Origin of the sequence: Amycolatopsis sp. DG1A-15b (assembly GCF_030285645.1) — a bacterium.
Classification (GTDB): domain Bacteria; phylum Actinomycetota; class Actinomycetes; order Mycobacteriales; family Pseudonocardiaceae; genus Amycolatopsis.
The window spans coordinates 6,187,571-6,203,238 of the sequence record NZ_CP127296.1 but is presented as its reverse complement, the minus strand read 5'-3'; the positions used below and the strand labels follow the sequence as shown (position 1 = coordinate 6,203,238).

The 15,668-nt window shown below is 71.5% G+C and carries 18 protein-coding genes; 11 read left to right on the top strand and 7 right to left on the bottom strand.

All coding sequences use genetic code 11. The features are described 5' to 3' along the window. The first annotated feature begins 52 nt into the window (after positions 1–52). Positions 53–1,819, top strand: a complete 1,767-nt coding sequence (locus tag QRY02_RS28370; protein ID WP_285985887.1) for a 3-hydroxyacyl-CoA dehydrogenase family protein — start codon at positions 53–55, stop codon at positions 1,817–1,819. A 148-nt stretch (positions 1,820–1,967) separates the two neighbouring features. On the opposite strand, the gene tsaA is transcribed toward QRY02_RS28370, so the two are convergent. From tsaA to QRY02_RS28355, 3 genes are read right to left on the bottom strand one after another with little or no spacing between them, the layout of a single operon-like run. Next, entirely contained in the window at positions 1,968–2,363 is a 396-nt protein-coding gene (gene tsaA, locus QRY02_RS28365) for a tRNA (N6-threonylcarbamoyladenosine(37)-N6)-methyltransferase TrmO (protein WP_285993939.1), read from the bottom strand. 11 nt (positions 2,364–2,374) lie between these two features. Then, positions 2,375–2,803 (bottom strand): nucleoside deaminase, encoded by a 429-nt coding sequence (locus tag QRY02_RS28360; protein ID WP_285985886.1) that lies wholly within the window; start codon positions 2,801–2,803, stop codon positions 2,375–2,377. Next, complete coding sequence (locus tag QRY02_RS28355) at positions 2,800–3,639, bottom strand: LLM class flavin-dependent oxidoreductase (RefSeq protein ID WP_285985885.1); 840 nt, start codon at positions 3,637–3,639, stop codon at positions 2,800–2,802. Before QRY02_RS28355 ends, QRY02_RS28360 begins: the two co-directional genes overlap by 4 nt. Before the next feature lie 93 nt (positions 3,640–3,732). On the opposite strand from QRY02_RS28355, the gene QRY02_RS28350 reads away from it, so the two are divergent. Next, complete coding sequence (locus QRY02_RS28350) at positions 3,733–4,197, top strand: Lrp/AsnC family transcriptional regulator (RefSeq protein WP_285985884.1); 465 nt, start codon at positions 3,733–3,735, stop codon at positions 4,195–4,197. Further along, positions 4,181–4,705 (top strand): P-loop NTPase family protein, encoded by a 525-nt coding sequence (locus QRY02_RS28345; protein ID WP_285985883.1) that lies wholly within the window; start codon positions 4,181–4,183, stop codon positions 4,703–4,705. Before QRY02_RS28350 ends, QRY02_RS28345 begins: the two co-directional genes overlap by 17 nt. Positions 4,706–4,707: 2 nt before the next feature. Here the strand turns inward: QRY02_RS28345 and QRY02_RS28340 are convergent, their stop codons facing one another. After that, positions 4,708–5,184, bottom strand: coding sequence for an Lrp/AsnC family transcriptional regulator (locus QRY02_RS28340; protein WP_086840754.1), 477 nt, complete (start codon positions 5,182–5,184; stop codon positions 4,708–4,710). Positions 5,185–5,242: 58 nt separating this feature from the next. Here QRY02_RS28340 and QRY02_RS28335 point away from each other — a divergent pair, with 58 nt between their 5' ends. Further along, positions 5,243–6,361, top strand: coding sequence for a trans-sulfuration enzyme family protein (locus QRY02_RS28335; protein ID WP_285985882.1), 1,119 nt, complete (start codon positions 5,243–5,245; stop codon positions 6,359–6,361). Between the two features lie 6 nt (positions 6,362–6,367). On the opposite strand, the gene QRY02_RS28330 is transcribed toward QRY02_RS28335, so the two are convergent. Continuing rightward, the gene (locus QRY02_RS28330) at positions 6,368–6,580 is read right to left on the bottom strand and encodes an FmdB family zinc ribbon protein (protein WP_285985881.1); all 213 of its coding nucleotides are present in this window, start codon (positions 6,578–6,580) and stop codon (positions 6,368–6,370) included. Between the two features lie 45 nt (positions 6,581–6,625). Between QRY02_RS28330 and QRY02_RS28325 the strand changes: the two genes are divergently transcribed. The 3 genes from QRY02_RS28325 (at position 6,626) to QRY02_RS28315 (ending at position 9,469) form a co-directional block, all read left to right on the top strand. Further along, complete coding sequence (locus tag QRY02_RS28325) at positions 6,626–7,750, top strand: alkaline phosphatase family protein (RefSeq protein WP_285985880.1); 1,125 nt, start codon at positions 6,626–6,628, stop codon at positions 7,748–7,750. A gap of 106 nt (positions 7,751–7,856) precedes the next feature. Next, positions 7,857–8,957, top strand: a complete 1,101-nt coding sequence (locus QRY02_RS28320) for an NAD/NADP-dependent octopine/nopaline dehydrogenase family protein (protein WP_285985879.1) — start codon at positions 7,857–7,859, stop codon at positions 8,955–8,957. Positions 8,958–9,163: 206 nt separating this feature from the next. Then, the gene (locus QRY02_RS28315; protein ID WP_285985878.1) at positions 9,164–9,469 is read left to right on the top strand and encodes an Rv1322 family protein; all 306 of its coding nucleotides are present in this window, start codon (positions 9,164–9,166) and stop codon (positions 9,467–9,469) included. A 43-nt stretch (positions 9,470–9,512) separates the two neighbouring features. On the opposite strand, the gene QRY02_RS28310 is transcribed toward QRY02_RS28315, so the two are convergent. Continuing rightward, positions 9,513–10,052: a GNAT family N-acetyltransferase gene (locus tag QRY02_RS28310; RefSeq protein ID WP_285985877.1), complete on the bottom strand. Its 540-nt coding sequence runs from the start codon at positions 10,050–10,052 to the stop codon at positions 9,513–9,515. Between QRY02_RS28310 and QRY02_RS28305 the strand changes: the two genes are divergently transcribed. Then, positions 10,051–10,818: an alpha/beta fold hydrolase gene (locus QRY02_RS28305; protein ID WP_285985876.1), complete on the top strand. Its 768-nt coding sequence runs from the start codon at positions 10,051–10,053 to the stop codon at positions 10,816–10,818. The genes QRY02_RS28310 and QRY02_RS28305 overlap by 2 nt on opposite strands. Here QRY02_RS28305 and QRY02_RS28300 read toward each other — a convergent pair. After that, on the bottom strand, positions 10,800–11,621 hold the full coding sequence (locus QRY02_RS28300; protein WP_285985875.1) for a phosphotransferase: 822 nt from the start codon (positions 11,619–11,621) through the stop codon (positions 10,800–10,802). The two genes, QRY02_RS28305 and QRY02_RS28300, sit on opposite strands and share 19 nt — an antisense overlap. 134 nt (positions 11,622–11,755) lie before the next feature. On the opposite strand from QRY02_RS28300, the gene ctaD reads away from it, so the two are divergent. From ctaD to QRY02_RS28285, 3 genes are all read left to right on the top strand, one after another. Beyond that, positions 11,756–13,543 carry an aa3-type cytochrome oxidase subunit I gene (gene ctaD / locus QRY02_RS28295; protein ID WP_285985874.1) on the top strand — a complete coding sequence of 596 codons (1,788 nt, stop codon included), beginning with the start codon at positions 11,756–11,758 and terminating at the stop codon, positions 13,541–13,543. Between the two features lie 116 nt (positions 13,544–13,659). Then, complete coding sequence (gene serB, locus QRY02_RS28290) at positions 13,660–14,889, top strand: phosphoserine phosphatase SerB (RefSeq protein WP_285985873.1); 1,230 nt, start codon at positions 13,660–13,662, stop codon at positions 14,887–14,889. Further along, on the top strand, positions 14,886–15,665 hold the full coding sequence (locus QRY02_RS28285) for a peptidyl-tRNA hydrolase (protein ID WP_285985872.1): 780 nt from the start codon (positions 14,886–14,888) through the stop codon (positions 15,663–15,665). Before serB ends, QRY02_RS28285 begins: the two co-directional genes overlap by 4 nt. Positions 15,666–15,668 lie beyond the last annotated feature (3 nt).

Sequence of the window (15,668 nt, the reverse complement as noted above, 5' to 3'; positions counted from 1 at the left end):
GCGTGGCAGTATCGAGGCCAATTACCGGCGAGTAACATCTCTGGAGGCCTCAATGGCGCGGGACATCTCGACGGTCGGTGTGGTCGGCCTGGGCACCATGGGGGCCGGCATCGCCGAAGTGCTCGCGCGCAGCGGGCTCGACGTCGTCACGGTCGAGCTCGACGAGGCGGGCGTCGCGCGCGGCCGCGGCCACCTCGAGCACTCCACCGAACGGGCGCTCTCCGGCGGCAAGCTGGACGCGCCCGGGCGTGCGGCGCTGCTGGGCCGGATCCGGTACAGCACGTCGCTGTCGGATCTGTCCGAAGTGGACCTGGTGATCGAGGCGATCCCGGAGAGCCTCGAGCTGAAGGCCGACGTCTTCGCCGAGCTGGACAAGATCACCCGGCCCGAAGTGGTCTTCGCGTCCAACACGTCGTCGCTGTCGATCACCGAGATCAGCGTGCACACCGCGCGGCCCGGCAAGGTCGTCGGCATGCACTTCTTCAACCCGGCCCCGGTGCTGAAGCTCGTCGAGATCGTCAAGACGGTGGTGACCGAGCCGGACGTGGTCGCCGAAGTGGTCGAGTTCGCCGAGCGGCTCGGCAAGGTGCCGGTGGTGATCGGCGACCGCGCCGGGTTCATCGCCAACGCGCTGCTGTTCGGTTACCTCAACCACGCGGTGCGGATGTACGAGCAGCGCTACGCCACCCGCGAGGACCTCGACGCCGCGATGCGCTTCGGCTGCGGTTACCCGATGGGCCCGCTCGCGCTGCTCGACCTGATCGGGCTGGACACCGCGAACGAAATCCTCGACACGATGTACCACCAGTCCCGCAACCGCCTGCACGCGCCGGCGCCGCTGCTCAAGCAGATGATCACGGCGGGGCTGCTGGGCCGCAAGACCGGCCGGGGCTTCTACACCTACGACGCCCCGGACTCGCCCAACGTGGTCTCCTCCGGTGTCGTGTCGACGGTGGACGGTGTCCCGCCGCGCCCGGTGGCGCGGGTCGGTGTGGTCGGCACCGGAACGATGGCGACCGGCATCGCGGAGGTGTTCGCCAAGCGCGGCCTGGACGTCGTGCTGCGCGCTCGTAGCCTGGAGAAGGCGCAGGCGTCCGTGGCGAAGGTGAAGAAGTCACTCGACAAGGCCGTGGTCAAGGGCAAACTGTCCGAAGAGGACGCCGCGTCGGCGCTGGCGCGGATCACCCCGGTGACCGAGTTCGAGGCCCTGGCCGACGTCGACCTGGTCGTCGAGGCGGTGGCCGAGGAACTGCCGGTCAAGCAGGCGGTGTTCGCGGCGCTGGACGAAGTGGTCCGCCCCGGCGCGGTCCTGGCGACGACGACGTCTTCGCTGCCGGTGATCGAGTGCGCGGCCTCGACGACCCGGCCGTCCGACGTGATCGGTCTCCACTTCTTCAACCCGGCCCCGGTGATGAAGCTCGTCGAAGTGGTGTCGACGATCGCGACGGCCCCGGACGTGGTGGCAACGGCGAGCGCGGTCTGCGCCGCGGTGGGCAAGCACGCGGTGCACTGCGGCGACCGCGCGGGCTTCATCGTCAACGCGTTGCTGTTCCCGTACCTCAACGACGCGGTGAAGATGCTGGAGGCCCACTACGCGGCCGCGGACGACATCGACACGGCCATGAAGGTCGGCTGCGGCCTGCCGATGGGCCCGTTCGAGCTGCTGGACGTCGTCGGCCTCGACGTCTCCCTGGCCATCCAGCGGACCCTGTACAACGAGTTCCGCGAGGAAGGCTTCGCGCCGGCGCCGTTGCTGGAGCACCTCGTGACCGCGGGGCGGCTGGGCCGGAAGACCGGAAAGGGCTTCAAGGACTACTGATCACGGTTCCCGCCGCGTTGTAGACGGTGACCGCCGTGCCCGTGGTGATGTCCGAGTAACGCCGGAGCCGCCGCACGTGCTGTAGCCATGGCTGGTCGCCCGGCGCACGGCGGCCGTTGCCCCGCTGCCCGGATCGTGATCGTCCGGCTCAGCGTCCGGCCACCTCGCCGAGGACCGGTTTCACGTCGAGCACGGGGGTGCCGTCGATGGCTTCCAAGCCCGTGACCGTCAGCACGCCGTCCTCGACCGCCGTCACCGTGACCGTGTGGAGGCCGATCGGGTTGGGGCGGTCCGGCGAGCGCGTCGAGAACACCCCGGTGCTCGGCCGGTCCCGGTCGCCGCGGGGGTGGACCGCCTGGACGTCGCGGTCCGCCTCGTGCAGCCACGTCAGGAGGACCAGGCGGTCGCCCGGCCGGAGGTCGGCGGCCGCCGGGGTGAACTCCGGGGCGAACACCACCCGGGACGGCGGCGCGCCCTCGTCGCCCTGCTTCGGGGCCGCCGAGCGGTCCGTCAGGGGCGACTCGATGCGCGCCACCGGGCGCACCTGGTAACTCGTCACCGGTAGTAGCCCTCGACCGGGACGCGGGCCTCGTCGAACAGCGCGGGGCCCTCCATCTTGTGCTTGCCCCACGTGAGCGGCGGGCGCAGCGTGAGGAACTGCTCCGTCGACAGCGCGTAGACGACGCGGCCGAGCCCGGACCGTTCGATCGCGCCGGTGCACATCCCGCACGGCTGCGTACTGGTGAACATCGTCGTGGCCGCCGCGGTCTCCGGGTCCAGGTTCTGCGCCGCCCAGCGGGCCAGCTTCAGTTCCGGGTGGGCCGTGATGTCGTTGTCGGTCAGCGAGGTGTTGCGGTCCTCGGCCAGGATCTTGCCGTCGGCGTCGGCCAGCAGCGAGCCGAACGGCGGGTTGCCGTGTTCCTCGCGCGCTTCGCGGGCGAGCTCGATCGCCCGCCGCAGCAGGGTTTCTTCGGTGTCCTTCACCGGTTCTCCTTCCAGGACGCGGCCACCGCCGCGAGGTCTCGCCACGCCACCTCCGGGCGCAGCGTTTCGGCCGGGTCCGAGTCGAACGGGTCGAGCACGACGGTGTCCGCCCCCATCGCCCGCAACTGCCCCAGGTCCTCGAGGACCTGGTCGAGCGTGCCTTCCCCGGCCCGCCGGTCCGGCCCGGACACCGGCGCCGCCGTCACGCGCAACAGGATCCGCGGCGCGAACGCCGGCAGCGGCCGGTCGCCCGCCAGCTTTTCCAAGCGCCCCAGCGTTTCCCGGAACCCGGCCATCGTCAGCCGCAGCGGGTGCCACGCGTCGCCGAGCTCCAGCGCACGGCGCAGCCCGGCGTCGCTGTGCCCGCCCAGCCACAGCGGGATCGGATCCACGCGGTAGTCGTCGCGCTCGGCCCACGCCGCGCGGATCGTCCGCAGGTACTCGCTGGTGAGCTTGCCCCGCTGCTCGAACGGCACGCCCAGCGCGTCGAACTCCTGCTTCGCCCAGCCGATCCCGGCACCGAGCACGAGCCGGCCGCCGCTGAGCTCGTCGAGGTTCGCCGCCATCCGCGCCACCAGTAGGGGATGCCGGTACGGCACCACGAGCACCGTGGTGCCCAGCCGGACTCGCTGCGTGAGCCCGGCCAGCCACGACAACGTCGTGAACGGCTCGTAGAACGGCGCCGGGTACTGCCCGGCCACGTCCGGCGTGATGGCGACGTGGTCGGACACCATCAGCAGCTCGTAGCCGAGCCCTTCCACCGTCTGTGCCCAGGCGCGCAGGACGCCCGGGTCCGTGCCAGGCCCGAAATTGGGGACGTTCACGCCGATCTTCACCGCACGAGGCTATCGACGTTTTGCCCGGATCCGGAAGAGAGCGATCACGGCGTTCGGCCCGTTCCGCCGTGGATCCCACGGTATGTTCGGCGGATGACCGCGAGTCTCGATCCGACGGACTGGGCCATCCTGGCCGAGCTCCAGCGCGACGCCCGGCTGCCGCTCACCGAGCTCGGCCGCCGGGTGAACCTCAGCGCGTCCGCGGCGACCGAACGGCTCCGGCGGCTCGAGACCGCCGGCGTGATCAGCGGCTACCGCGCGGAAATCGACCTCGGCAAGGTGGGCTACCCGGTGCTCGCCGTGGTCCGGCTCAAGTACCCGGGCAGCCGGCACGAGCCGCTGCACAAGCTGCTCGGCGACCGCTCCGAGATCCTCGAATGCCTGCGCACCACCGGCGACGACTGCTACACGCTCAAGATCGCCGCGGCCTCCATGGCCCACCTCGAGCAGACGGTGGACGAGCTGGCCCAGTTCGGCAGCACGACCACGAACCTCGTCTACAGCCAGACCCTGCCCTACCGCGGACCGCGGGAGCCGGCCCGTGACCTCGGTGCCTGACCGCATTGTCATCGTCGGCGTGACGGGCTCGGGCAAGTCGACGCTCGCGGCCCGGATCGCCGAGCGGACCGGCCTGCCCTTCCACGCCGCGGATGACATCGGCTGGCAGCCGGGCTGGGTCGGCACCCCCGAGGAGGAACAGCGCCGCCGGATCGCCGAGGTGTGCGCACAGGAGCGCTGGATCCTCGACGCCGTCTACAGCTCGTGGCAGGATATCGTCCTGCCCCGCACGCAGCTGATCGTGGGCCTCGACTACCCGCGCTGGCTTTCGCTGGGCCGCCTGGTGCGCCGGACGGTGGTGCGGACGGTGACGCGCAAGCGCATCTGCAACGGGAACGTCGAGTCGTTGCGCCAGGTGTTCTCCGCCGACTCGATCATCCGCTGGCACTTCAGGTCGTTCGCGCGCAAGCGGGCCCGCATCCGGGCGTGGGCCGTCGAGTCGCCCGGCCCGGTCGTCGTCCGGCTGACGTCCCCGCGCAAGACCCGCCGCTGGCTCGAGACCCTCTGAGATCAGGCGCCCGGCGGCAGCAGCGGACCACCGCTCCAGTGCTGGAACACCAGGTTGGTGTGGACGCGGGCGACCTCGTCGCGCGCGGTCAGCTCGTCGAGGACCAGCCGCTGCAGCTCCCCGGCGGAGCTGGTCGCGACGTGCGCGAGGAAGTCGTCCGGCCCGGTCAGGTGGTAGACCGCCCGCACCTCCGGCAAGGACAGCAGGTGCTCGATGAACGGGTCCACCAGCGGCCGCCGGTGCGGTCGGACCTGCACGAACAGGAACGCCTCCAGCGGCCGCCCGAGCTTCGCCGCGTCGACCGACGCGTGCTGGCCGGTGATCACGCCGGTGTCCCGCAGCCGGGCGACGCGGTCCAGGCACGTCGACGGCGCGATGCCGACCGCGGCCGCCAGGTCCTTGTTGGTGATCCGGGCATCGTTCTGCAACAAGCGCAGGATTTCGAGATCGACCGGACTCAGTTCGACGGAAGCGGACATTGCCGAATGATATCCGAGAGTGTTGCTCTCGGTCCGGTGAAAGCTCGACCATGCTGGCATGACTTCCTCGCTGCGCACGCGGGCCGTCCATGCCGGCCGTGACGATCTCACGGACCTCGGCGTGCACGCCGCTCCGCTCGACCTGTCCACGACCTACCCGTCCCGCGACAGTGCCGCCGAAGCCGCCCGGATCGACGCCTTCGCCGCCGGCGCCGAACTCGACGGGCCGCCGATCTACGGCCGGGTGGGCAACCCGACCGTCGAACGGTTCGAGCGCGCGCTCGCCGAGCTCGAAGGCTTCGACCACGGCGTCGCGTTCGCCAGTGGCATGGCCGCCGTCTCGGCCTGCCTGCTTTCCGCGGTGGCGCAGGGGAAACGCCACGTCGTCGCCGTGCGCCCGCTGTACGGCTGCAGCGACCACCTGCTCGAGTCCGGGCTGCTCGGCACGGAGGTCACCTGGGCCGCACCCGAGGACGTGACCGCCGCGCTGCGGCCGGACACCGGCCTGGTGTTCGTCGAGACGCCGGCGAACCCGACCCTGGTCGAGGCTGACATCGCCGAGCTGGCTCGTGCCTGTGGCGAGGTGCCTCTCCTGGTGGACAACACGTTCGCGACCCCGGTCCTGCAGCGGCCCGGCCGCCACGGCGCCCGGATGGTGCTGCACAGCGCGACGAAGTTCCTCGGCGGCCACGGCGACGTGATGGGCGGGATCGTCGCATGCGACGCGCCGGAAGCCGCCCGGCTGCGCCAGATCCGCTTCGCCACCGGCGGCGTGCTGCACCCGCTCGCCGGATACCTGTTGCTGCGCGGGCTTTCCACGCTGCCGCTGCGCGTCGGCGCGGCGTCCGCGACCGCGGCGACGCTGGCGTCACGGCTCGGCGGGCACCCGTCCGTGACCGCCGTCCACTACCCGCGGATCGGCGGTCCGCTGGTGGCGTTCGAGGTCTCCGGCGACCCGCACGCCCTGATCGGGGCGGTCCGGCTGATCACGCCGGCCGTCAGCCTCGGCAGTGTCGACACGCTGATCCAGCACCCGGGCTCGATCAGCCACCGGATCGTCGACGAGGGCAACCGCCGCGGCGCCGGCGTGTCCGACCAGCTGATCCGGATGTCCGTCGGCCTCGAGGACGTCGAGGATCTGTGGGCCGATCTGGATCAGGCGCTGAAGGCCGGCTGAGCCCGGTCAGCCGCAGCAGCCGCCTCCGCAGCAGCCGCCACCACCACCGGCGGGGGCCGCGGAACCACTCGCGGCCCCGGTGAGAGCGACGGTGGTGAGCAGCTTGACGGTGTCGGCGTGGCCCTCCGGGCAGGCCGCCGGCGCGCCGGATTCGCTCATCGGGCGCAGGAGCTCGAACGTCTCGGTGCACTCGCGGCAGCGGTAGGCGTAGGTCGGCATGCCGTGATTATCGCCGGAGGCGCCCGGGGATGGGAAGCTGGGCGCGTGCAGCCGCCCTCGCTCGCCGACGTCCCGCACCTCGGCCAGGTCGTCCCGTCCCTGCTCGCCGCGCTCGGGGTGCCCGGTTGCGGGAACGTCCTGGCGTTGCCGGAGGCACGCAGCGCCGGCGTGCTGCTCGTCGACGGGCTCGGCTGGGAGCTGCTCGCCGAGCACGCCGCGGACGCCCCGGTGCTGACCGAGCTCGCCCGCGAGCCGCTGCGCGTGGGCTTCCCGTCGACGACGGCCGCCGGAGTCGCGGCGATCGGCACCGGGCTGGCGTCGGGCGAGCACGGGATGGTTGGCTACACCTTCGAGATGCCCGGCACCGGCGTGCTCAACGCGTTGCGCTGGTGCAGCCACGAAGACGGCAGCGATCTGCGTGGTGCCCTCCCACCCCGCGAGGTGCAGCCGCTGCCGACGACGTTCGAGCGGGCCGCCGCGGCGGGCATCGACGCGGCCGTGGTGTCATCGGCCAAGTTCCGCGACACGGCCTTGACGCTGGCCACCCAGAGCGGCGCGCAGTACGCCGGGGTCCACGCGCTGGGCGACCTCGCCGCGCGGACGTTGTCGGTGCTGGACGGGCGCGCGTTCTGCTACGCCTACCACAGCGAACTCGACTTGCTGGGCCACGTCTACGGCCCCGGCTCGACCGCCTGGCGCATGCAGCTGCGGCAGATCGACCGGCTCGTCGAGTCCCTTGTGGACGGTCTGCCCTCCGGTGCGCTGCTCGCGGTGGTGGCCGACCACGGGATGGTCACCGTCGACGACAAGCTCGACCTCGAAGACACGCCGGAGCTGCTGGCCGGCGTCCGGACGTTCGGAGGCGAGGTCCGCGCCCGGCACGTCTACACCGAGCCGGGCGCGGCCGCGGACGTCCTCGCCGCCTGGCGGGAGGTGCTGGGCGAGCGGGCCTGGTTGCGCTCGCGCGAGGAGGCTGTCGCGGAGGGCTGGTTCGGGCACACGGTGAGCGACCGGGTGCTGCCGCGCATCGGCGACGTCGTCGCCGCGGCCCGGGACCGGTTCGGGATGGTGCGGGGACTCGCGGAGGCCGTGGAGACCTCGCTGGTCGGGCAGCACGGGTCGCTGACCACGGCCGAGCAGCTGGTGCCGCTGGCGTTGGCCCAGGGATAGGCCGTACCCGGGCGGACGACACGGCGGGAACGTGGCTCGCGCGGGAACTTTCTCCTGCCCGGTGCCGACCTGTCCACTGCGTACCGGACTGACGGGAGTGGGCGGGATGAGCGTGCTGGACGGGATCGGGGTCGTCGGAGCGGGTGGCGAGGGACGGGCCGTGGCCGCGTACCTCGCCGCGCGGGAGCTGCCCGTGCACCTCTACACACGGGATCTCGGGGCCGTGGGGGAGATCGCGTGCCGCCGGGAGATCGTCGCGCGTGGGGTGCTCGACGGGCGGTTCCCGCTCCGGGAGGTGACCGCGGACCCGGCCGGGCTGGGCGCACGGGCCGTCGTCCTGGTCGCCACCGTGACCACCGCCTACCCGGCGGTCGCCGCCCGGCTGGCACCGCACCTGCGTCCGGGGCAGGTGGTGGTGCTGTTCTCCGGCAAGCTCTGCGGGAGCGTCGAGTTCGCCCACGCGCTCGCCGCCGCGGGGGCGCCGGACGTCGACGTCGTGGAGACCGACGCGCTGTTCGCCGCACGGCCGTCCGGCACCGACGGCGTCACCGTGCTCGGCACCAAGGCGTGGAACCTGATCTCCGGCAGCACCGAGGCCGCCGTGGGCCGGCGCGCCGGGCTGCTGTGCGAGTGGTTCCCGATGCTGGAGGTCGCGCGCAACCCGGTCGAACGTGGCCTGCACGACTTCGGCGCGGTCGCGCACGTGCCGATCGCGCTGGCCAACCTCGGCACCATCGACCGCGCGGAGGAGCTGCTCTTCTACGTCGAAGGTGTCTCGGCGCGGACGATCGCCCTGCTCGAGCGCACCGAGGCCGAGTTCGCCGCCGTCGCGGACGCCTACGGTGCCCGGCTGCTGCCCATGACCGAGGTCCTCGACCGCTACTACGGCTGCCCGGCCACGACGTTGCTCGACGCGTTGCGGACGGTGCAGCCGTACCGGACGATCGCCGCGCCGACCAGCCTCGACCACCGTTTCCTCACCGAGGACATCCGCTCCACCCTGGTGCCGCTGCAGGCACTCGCGCGGTGCGCGGGCGTCGCCACGCCGATGGTCGACGCGGCGATCACGATCATGTCCGTGCTCGGCGGCGAGGACTTCCGCCGGACCGGCCGGACCCTGCGCAGGCTCGGCTGGGACGGCCTCGCCCACGACGCGATCCTGCACCGGCTGGGGGCCGCCGGCCGGGTGGGGGACCGTGCGGCTTGAGCACGGCCGGGCATCTCGTGTGCTCGGAGGGTCGGTTCGCGTACCTGGATGGACGACTTGCGTATCTGGGTGGACGACACGCGTACCTGGATGGACGACTCGCGTGTCTGGAGGGTCGACTCGCGTGTCTGGAGGGTCGACACGCGTGACTGGGGTCGGGTCGGGAGGGTGACGGCGGGCGGGGTGGGGGCCGTTACCGTCTGGGGGTGCCACGACGTAACCGTCCCGGCCGCCGTTCGGACGGTGGGCCGCCCGAACGTGACCTCGGTGCCGCCACCGGGTGGGCGCGGGCCGAGTCCGGCACCGACGGGGACTGGCTCGTGCGGACCGTGCCCGGGAGCCAGGCGACCAAGGTCTACCGCTGTCCCGGCTGTGACCACGAGATCCGGCCGGGCACGCCGCACCTGGTCGTCTGGCCCGCCGACGAGACCGGGTCGGTCGCCGACCGCCGGCACTGGCACCGGGCCTGCTGGGAAGCGCGGGCCCGGCGGCGGCCGCAGCGCCGTCGGTGAGTCCCGCGGGCTTTCGCTCTGGAGTTTTCAAACAACGCCCGGCTCAGCGCCGGTAGTGGCGGGACATCGCGCCGTCGTACATCTCCTCCGTGTACTCCGTGAAGCCCAGCCTCTCGGCCACCCGCAGCGATGGCTTGTTCGCGATGCTCACGCTCGCCAGCACCGGCACGGACGGCAGCTCGCGGGCGCACCACTCCAGGACCGCCTGCCCCGCCTCCACCGCGTACCCCTTCCCCCACGCCGACGGCCGGAACCGGTAGCCGAGGTTCAGCACCTTCTCGCCGTGGAACTCGCGCAGCCGCACGCCGCACATGCCGATCACCTCGGTGCCCCCGCGTTCGAGGACCGCGGGGTAGCCGAAGCCGTGCTCGGCCCAGTGGGCCAGCCAGTCCGAGAACATCGCCGACGCACCCGGGACGTCGGGTGGGTCGGGGTGGAAGCGGTTGGTCCGGGGGTCGGTGTGGATGTCGACCATCGCCTGCCGGTCCGCCTCGTGGAGCGGACGCAGCAGCAGCCGGGGAGTTTCGATGTCGGTGAACACATCGGCGAAGCTAGCGAGGGGGTCCGACAAAATGACGCGCATGACCGAACTGCCGCTGGTCCTCCTCCACGCCTTTCCCCTGGATTCCCGCATGTGGAACGCGGTGCGCGAGCCCCTCGCTTCACACCTTCGGGTGATCACGCCCGATCAGCGCGGGCTCGGCCGCTCGCCGCTGCCGGAGTCCGATCGCGAACCGAGCCTCGAGGACGCCGCGCGGGACGTCGTCGCCCTGCTCGACCGGCTGGACCTCGACCGCGTCGTGCTCGGCGGCTGCTCGATGGGCGGCTACCTCGCGATGGCCGTGCTGCGGCTCGCGCCGGAGCGGGTCGGCGGGCTCGTGCTCATCGACACCAAGGCCACCCCCGACACGCCCGAGGCCGCCCAGACGCGGCTGGACGTCGCGGTCCGCGTCGAGAGCGAGGGCATCAAATCCTGGCTCGCCGAGGCGAACCTGCCGAACCTGCTGCCCGCGTCGACGCGTGAAAAGCGTCCCGAGCTCGTCGAGACGGTCCGGGAGATCATCGAATCCCAGCCGCCCGCCGGCATTTCGTGGACGGCGCTCGCGCTGCGGACCCGGCCGGATTCCCTCGGCCTGCTGCGGGATTCCGGCGTTCCCGCCCTGGTCATCGTCGGGGAGGAGGACCGGATCACCCCGGTGGCCGCGGCGAGCGCGATCGTCGAGGTGATGGACGGCGCAACGCTCGTGGTGCTCCCGGAGTCCGGTCACCTGACCCCGCTCGAAGACCCCGCGGGCGTGGTCGAGGCCATCCTGTCCTGGTACCCCGCGACTCACGAAGAAGAGAAGTAGGCAGCGAGGGCGGAGCGGGCTTCGGGAAGCCGGTGCGGGAACCGCTGGGCGATCACGAAGCGCCATGCCACGGCGAAGAGTTCTCGCAGCCGCATGTACGCGCGAAGGGACTCATTGGACACCGAGGCGGGGTAGGCGGCCAGGTACTCCGGGCCGCCCTGCCGGGCCAGGATGCCGAGGTCCCAGGCGAGCGGCCCGAGCCAGGTGTCCTCGAAGTCCAGCCAGCACGGCCCGGCCGCCGTCGCGATCAGGTTGCCGGGGTGCGCGTCGCCGTGCAACGGCTGGACGGCGCCGTCGGGCAGCCCGGCTTCGACCCGCGCGGCTTCCGCACGCAAGCGGGGGTCGAAATCGTGCCGGCCGAGGAGCCGCTCCAGGTCGTCCAGCGGCCCGCGGCGGGGCAACTCGCCGGGGTACTCGCGCAGGGCCGCGTGCACCTCGGCGAGCGAGCGCGCGACGATGTCCGGGGCGTAGCGGTGGTCCGGATCGTGCGGGGTGTGGTGCCAGAGCGTGACCGGCAGGCCATCCGCGAAATGCGGGCCGGCCGGGGGATCGGCGGTGGGTGAGACGACGAGCACACCACGGTCCGTGAGGAACCTCGAAAGCGCGACGTCCCGCGCCAGCCAGGCCGCCGGTTCCGGGCGGAGCAGCCGGGTCGTCGCGGGCACCCTGGCAACCAGCGGACCCAGCTTCACCAGCACGTTCGAGCGTTCGTGGAGCACTTCGGGATCGTGGCCGGGCAGCCCCAGCCGGGCGGTCACGGCGCGGGCCGCGCGCACCGCCGCACGGGTGTAGTCATCGGCCACGCCCCGATCTTGCCAGCCGGTGCGCGCGACTGTCGGTAGCGAGGGCTACGATCCCCCTAAGCCGCCGGATCGGGGTCTCCCGGGCCCGGTGGCCGGACGATGACCACCACAAGGTTTCAGTGTTGGAGGCAGGAGTGACGGCCGTAGCCCCCAAGCCGATCGCCACGCGCCCGTACCCCGCGCGCGAGTCGGTTAAGGGTTCGTACCTGCTGCGGTTGTTCCGCACGACGGACCACAAGCAGATCGGGATCATGTACCTGGTCACGTCGTTCGCCTTCTTCATGGCGGGCGGCGCGATGGCCATGCTGATCCGCACCGAGCTGGCGCGGCCCGGGCAGCAGTTCCTCTCGCAGGAGCAGTACAACCAGCTGTTCACCATGCACGGCACGGTGATGCTGCTGCTGTACGCGACCCCGATCCTCTTCGGCTTCGCGAACTTCGTCCTGCCGCTGCAGATCGGCTCGCCGGACGTCGCCTTCCCGCGGCTGAACGCGTTCTCGTACTGGCTGTACCTCTTCGGCGGCCTGATCGTGATGTCCGGCTTCCTGACCCCGGGTGGCGCCGCCGACTTCGGCTGGTTCGCCTACACCCCGCTGTCGGACGCGATCCACTCGCCGGGCGTCGGCGCGGACCTGTGGATCTCGGGCCTGATCGTCGGTGGTCTCGGCACCATCCTCGGCGCGGTCAACATGATCACCACCGTCGTCTGCCTGCGCGCGCCGGGCATGACGATGTACCGGATGCCGATCTTCACCTGGAACATCCTGGTCACCAGCATCCTGGTCCTGCTCGCCTTCCCGATCCTGACCGCGGCCCTGATGGGCCTGCTGGCGGACCGGCACCTCGGGGCGCACGTGTTCGACCCCGAAAACGGCGGCGTGATCCTCTGGCAGCACCTGTTCTGGTTCTTCGGCCATCCCGAGGTCTACATCGTCGCGCTACCGTTCTTCGGGATCGTGTCGGAGATCTTCCCGGTCTTCAGCCGCAAGCCGCTGTTCGGCTACAAGAGCCTGGTCTGGGCGACGCTGGCCATCGCGGCGCTCTCGGTCGCGGTGTGGGCGCACCACATGTACGCCACCGGCGCCGTGCTGCTGCCGTTCTTCTCCTTCATGACGTTCCTGATCGCCGTCCCGACCGGCATCAAGTTCTTCAACTGGATCGGCACGATGTGGAAGGGCCAGCTGTCCTTCGAGACGCCGATGATCTTCTCGATGGGCTTCATCGTCACGTTCCTCTTCGGTGGCCTGACCGGCATCCTGCTGGCCGCGCCGGCGATCGACTTCCACGTGTCGGACAGCTACTTCGTCGTCGCGCACTTCCACTACGTGCTCTACGGCACGATCGTGTTCGCCACCTTCGCCGGCATCTACTTCTGGTTCCCGAAGATCACCGGCCGGATGATGGACGAGAAGCTCGGCAAGTGGCACTTCTGGACCACGTTCATCGGCTTCCACGGCACGTTCCTCGTCCAGCACTGGCTGGGTGCCGAGGGCATGCCGCGCCGGTACGCGGACTACCTGACCAGCGACGGCTTCACCACGCTGAACACGATCTCCACGATCGGCGCGTACATCCTCGGTGCCTCGACGCTGCCGTTCATCTGGAACGTCTTCAAGAGCTACCGGTACGGCGAGATCGTCACGGTGGACGACCCGTGGGGCTACGGCAACTCGCTCGAGTGGGCGACCTCCTGCCCGCCGCCGCGGCACAACTTCACCGAGCTGCCCCGGATCCGCTCCGAGCGGCCCGCGTTCGAGCTGCACTACCCGCACATGATCGAGCGCATCCACAACGAGGGTGAGATCGGCTTCTTCGGGAAGCAGAAGGTCAACAGCCACGCGGCGCCGTCGCAGCTGCTGACCGAAGCGGTGATCCCGGGAGACCACTCGAACGACAACGCGAGCGAGCAAGGCGACAAGTAACCCCCTGATCGAGTGAGCGCGTGCCCGGCTGATGTGAAGCCGGGCACGCGCTCTACTTATGTCCGGCCCCGGACCGGCAGACTGGCCGTGCAGCGTTGCCGAACGAGGGATGACCAGTGACCCAGACCCCCGTCCTGATCACGACGACCGGCCCCGACAAGCCGGGTGTCTCGTCCGTGCTGTTCGCCGTGCTGACCCGGCACGACGTCGATGTGCTCGACGTCGAGCAGGTGGTCATCCGCGGGAAGCTCGTGCTCGGCGTGCTCGCCGGGGTCTACCGCGACCCGGAGGGCCTGCAGGAGACGGTCGAGCAGGCGATGGCGTCCGTCGGCATGCAGGTCGACGTGAAGATCGGCCCGGCGATCGGGGACGACCCGTTCGCGCTCGGCCGCCGGGACTCCTCCCACGTCCTGGTGGTGCTGGGCCGCCCGGTGACCGCGCGGGGCTTCTCCGAGGTCGCGCGCCGGCTGGCCTCGCTGGGCGCCAACATCGACGCCATCCGCAGCGTCGCCGACTACCCCGTGACCGGGCTCGAGCTGTACGTCTCGGTCGACCAGGACACCCCGGAAGCCGACGCCGCGCTGCGCTCCGAGCTCGCCGACGCCGCCGTCGAGGCGGGGGTCGACATCGCCGTGGAGCGGGCGGGCATCACGCGCCGGGCGAAGCGGCTCGTCGTGTTCGACGTGGACTCGACCCTGATCCAGGGCGAGGTCATCGAGATGCTGGGCGCGCACGCCGGGGTCGAGCCGGAAATCCGCGAGATCACCGAAGCGGCCATGCGCGGCGAGCTGAACTTCACCGAATCGCTGGAACGGCGGGTCGCGCTGCTGGCCGGTCTGCCCGCGACGGCGATCGACCAGGTCGCCGCGTCGATCGAACTGACCCCGGGCGCCCGCACCACGATCCGGACGCTCAAGCGGATGGGCTTCCGCACCGGCGTCGTCTCGGGCGGCTTCACCCAGGTCATCGACGGCCTCGTGGAGGAGCTGGGGCTCGACTTCGCGGTGGCGAACGAGCTCGAGATCGTCGACGGCAAGCTCACCGGGAAGGTGGTCGGTGACGTCGTCGACCGCGCGGGCAAGGCGAAGGTGCTTCGCCGCTTCGCTGCCGAGTACGACATCCCGCTCGAGCAGTGCGTCGCCGTCGGAGACGGCGCCAACGACATCGACATGCTTTCGGCCGCGGGCATGGGCGTCGCGTTCAACGCCAAGCCGGCGTTGCGCGAGGTGGCCGACACCGCGCTGTCGCACCCGTACCTCGACGCCGTGCTGTTCGTGCTCGGCCTCACCCGCGGCGAGGTCGAAGCGGCCGACGCCGCCGACGGGCTCGAGCTGATGCGTCCGTGAGCAGCGTTCTCGACCCCCTGGGCGCCCGCTACGCCTTCTGGCTGGGGCTTCCGGCCGAAGACACTTCGGACACCTCCGACGAGCTCCCTGACGAAGTCCGCGCGATGCCGGTCATCCTCCGCATCGAACGGGCGGAGCCGCCGGGTCGCACGCCGCTGCTCGAGGCGGCGGCCGCGGCGGCGCTGGCGGTGTGCCTCGACGAGCGTTCCCAGCCCGGCGGCGAGTGGGCCGAGCCGATGCACGCCTGGCTCGACAACCGGATCCGGAAGGTCGCGCGGCGGGCGCGGGGCGCGCACTGGGCGGCCGTCCAGGACCTGCCCGGCATCACCGTCGAGGTCGACGGCGCCGAGGCACGGGCGCTCGTGCCGGGGCTGGTCACCGAGACACCCAAGGAAGTCGCGCGGCTGCAGATCTCCGGCAGCGAACTGCCGCCGGACGAGCCGGGCCCGCTCCCGGACGGTGTCCCGCTGCTGCTGCTCAACCCGCACGTGCCGATGACCGTCGGCAAGGGCGCCGCCCAGGTCGGTCACGCGACGATGATCCTCGCCGCGTTGCTGGGCGACGCGGAACGGACCGCCTGGGCCGCGCAGGACTTCCGGGTCGCCGTGCGCACGGCGACCCCCGTGCAGTGGAAGGAACTGCACCCCGGTGACGACCCCGAGGGCGCGTGGCGGCGCGACCGCGTCGTCGCGGTGCGGGACGCCGGGTTCACCGAGGTCGACCCGGGCACGATCACGGTTCTCGCCCAGTGGGCGCCGGAACAAGCGGCTTCCTGAGCC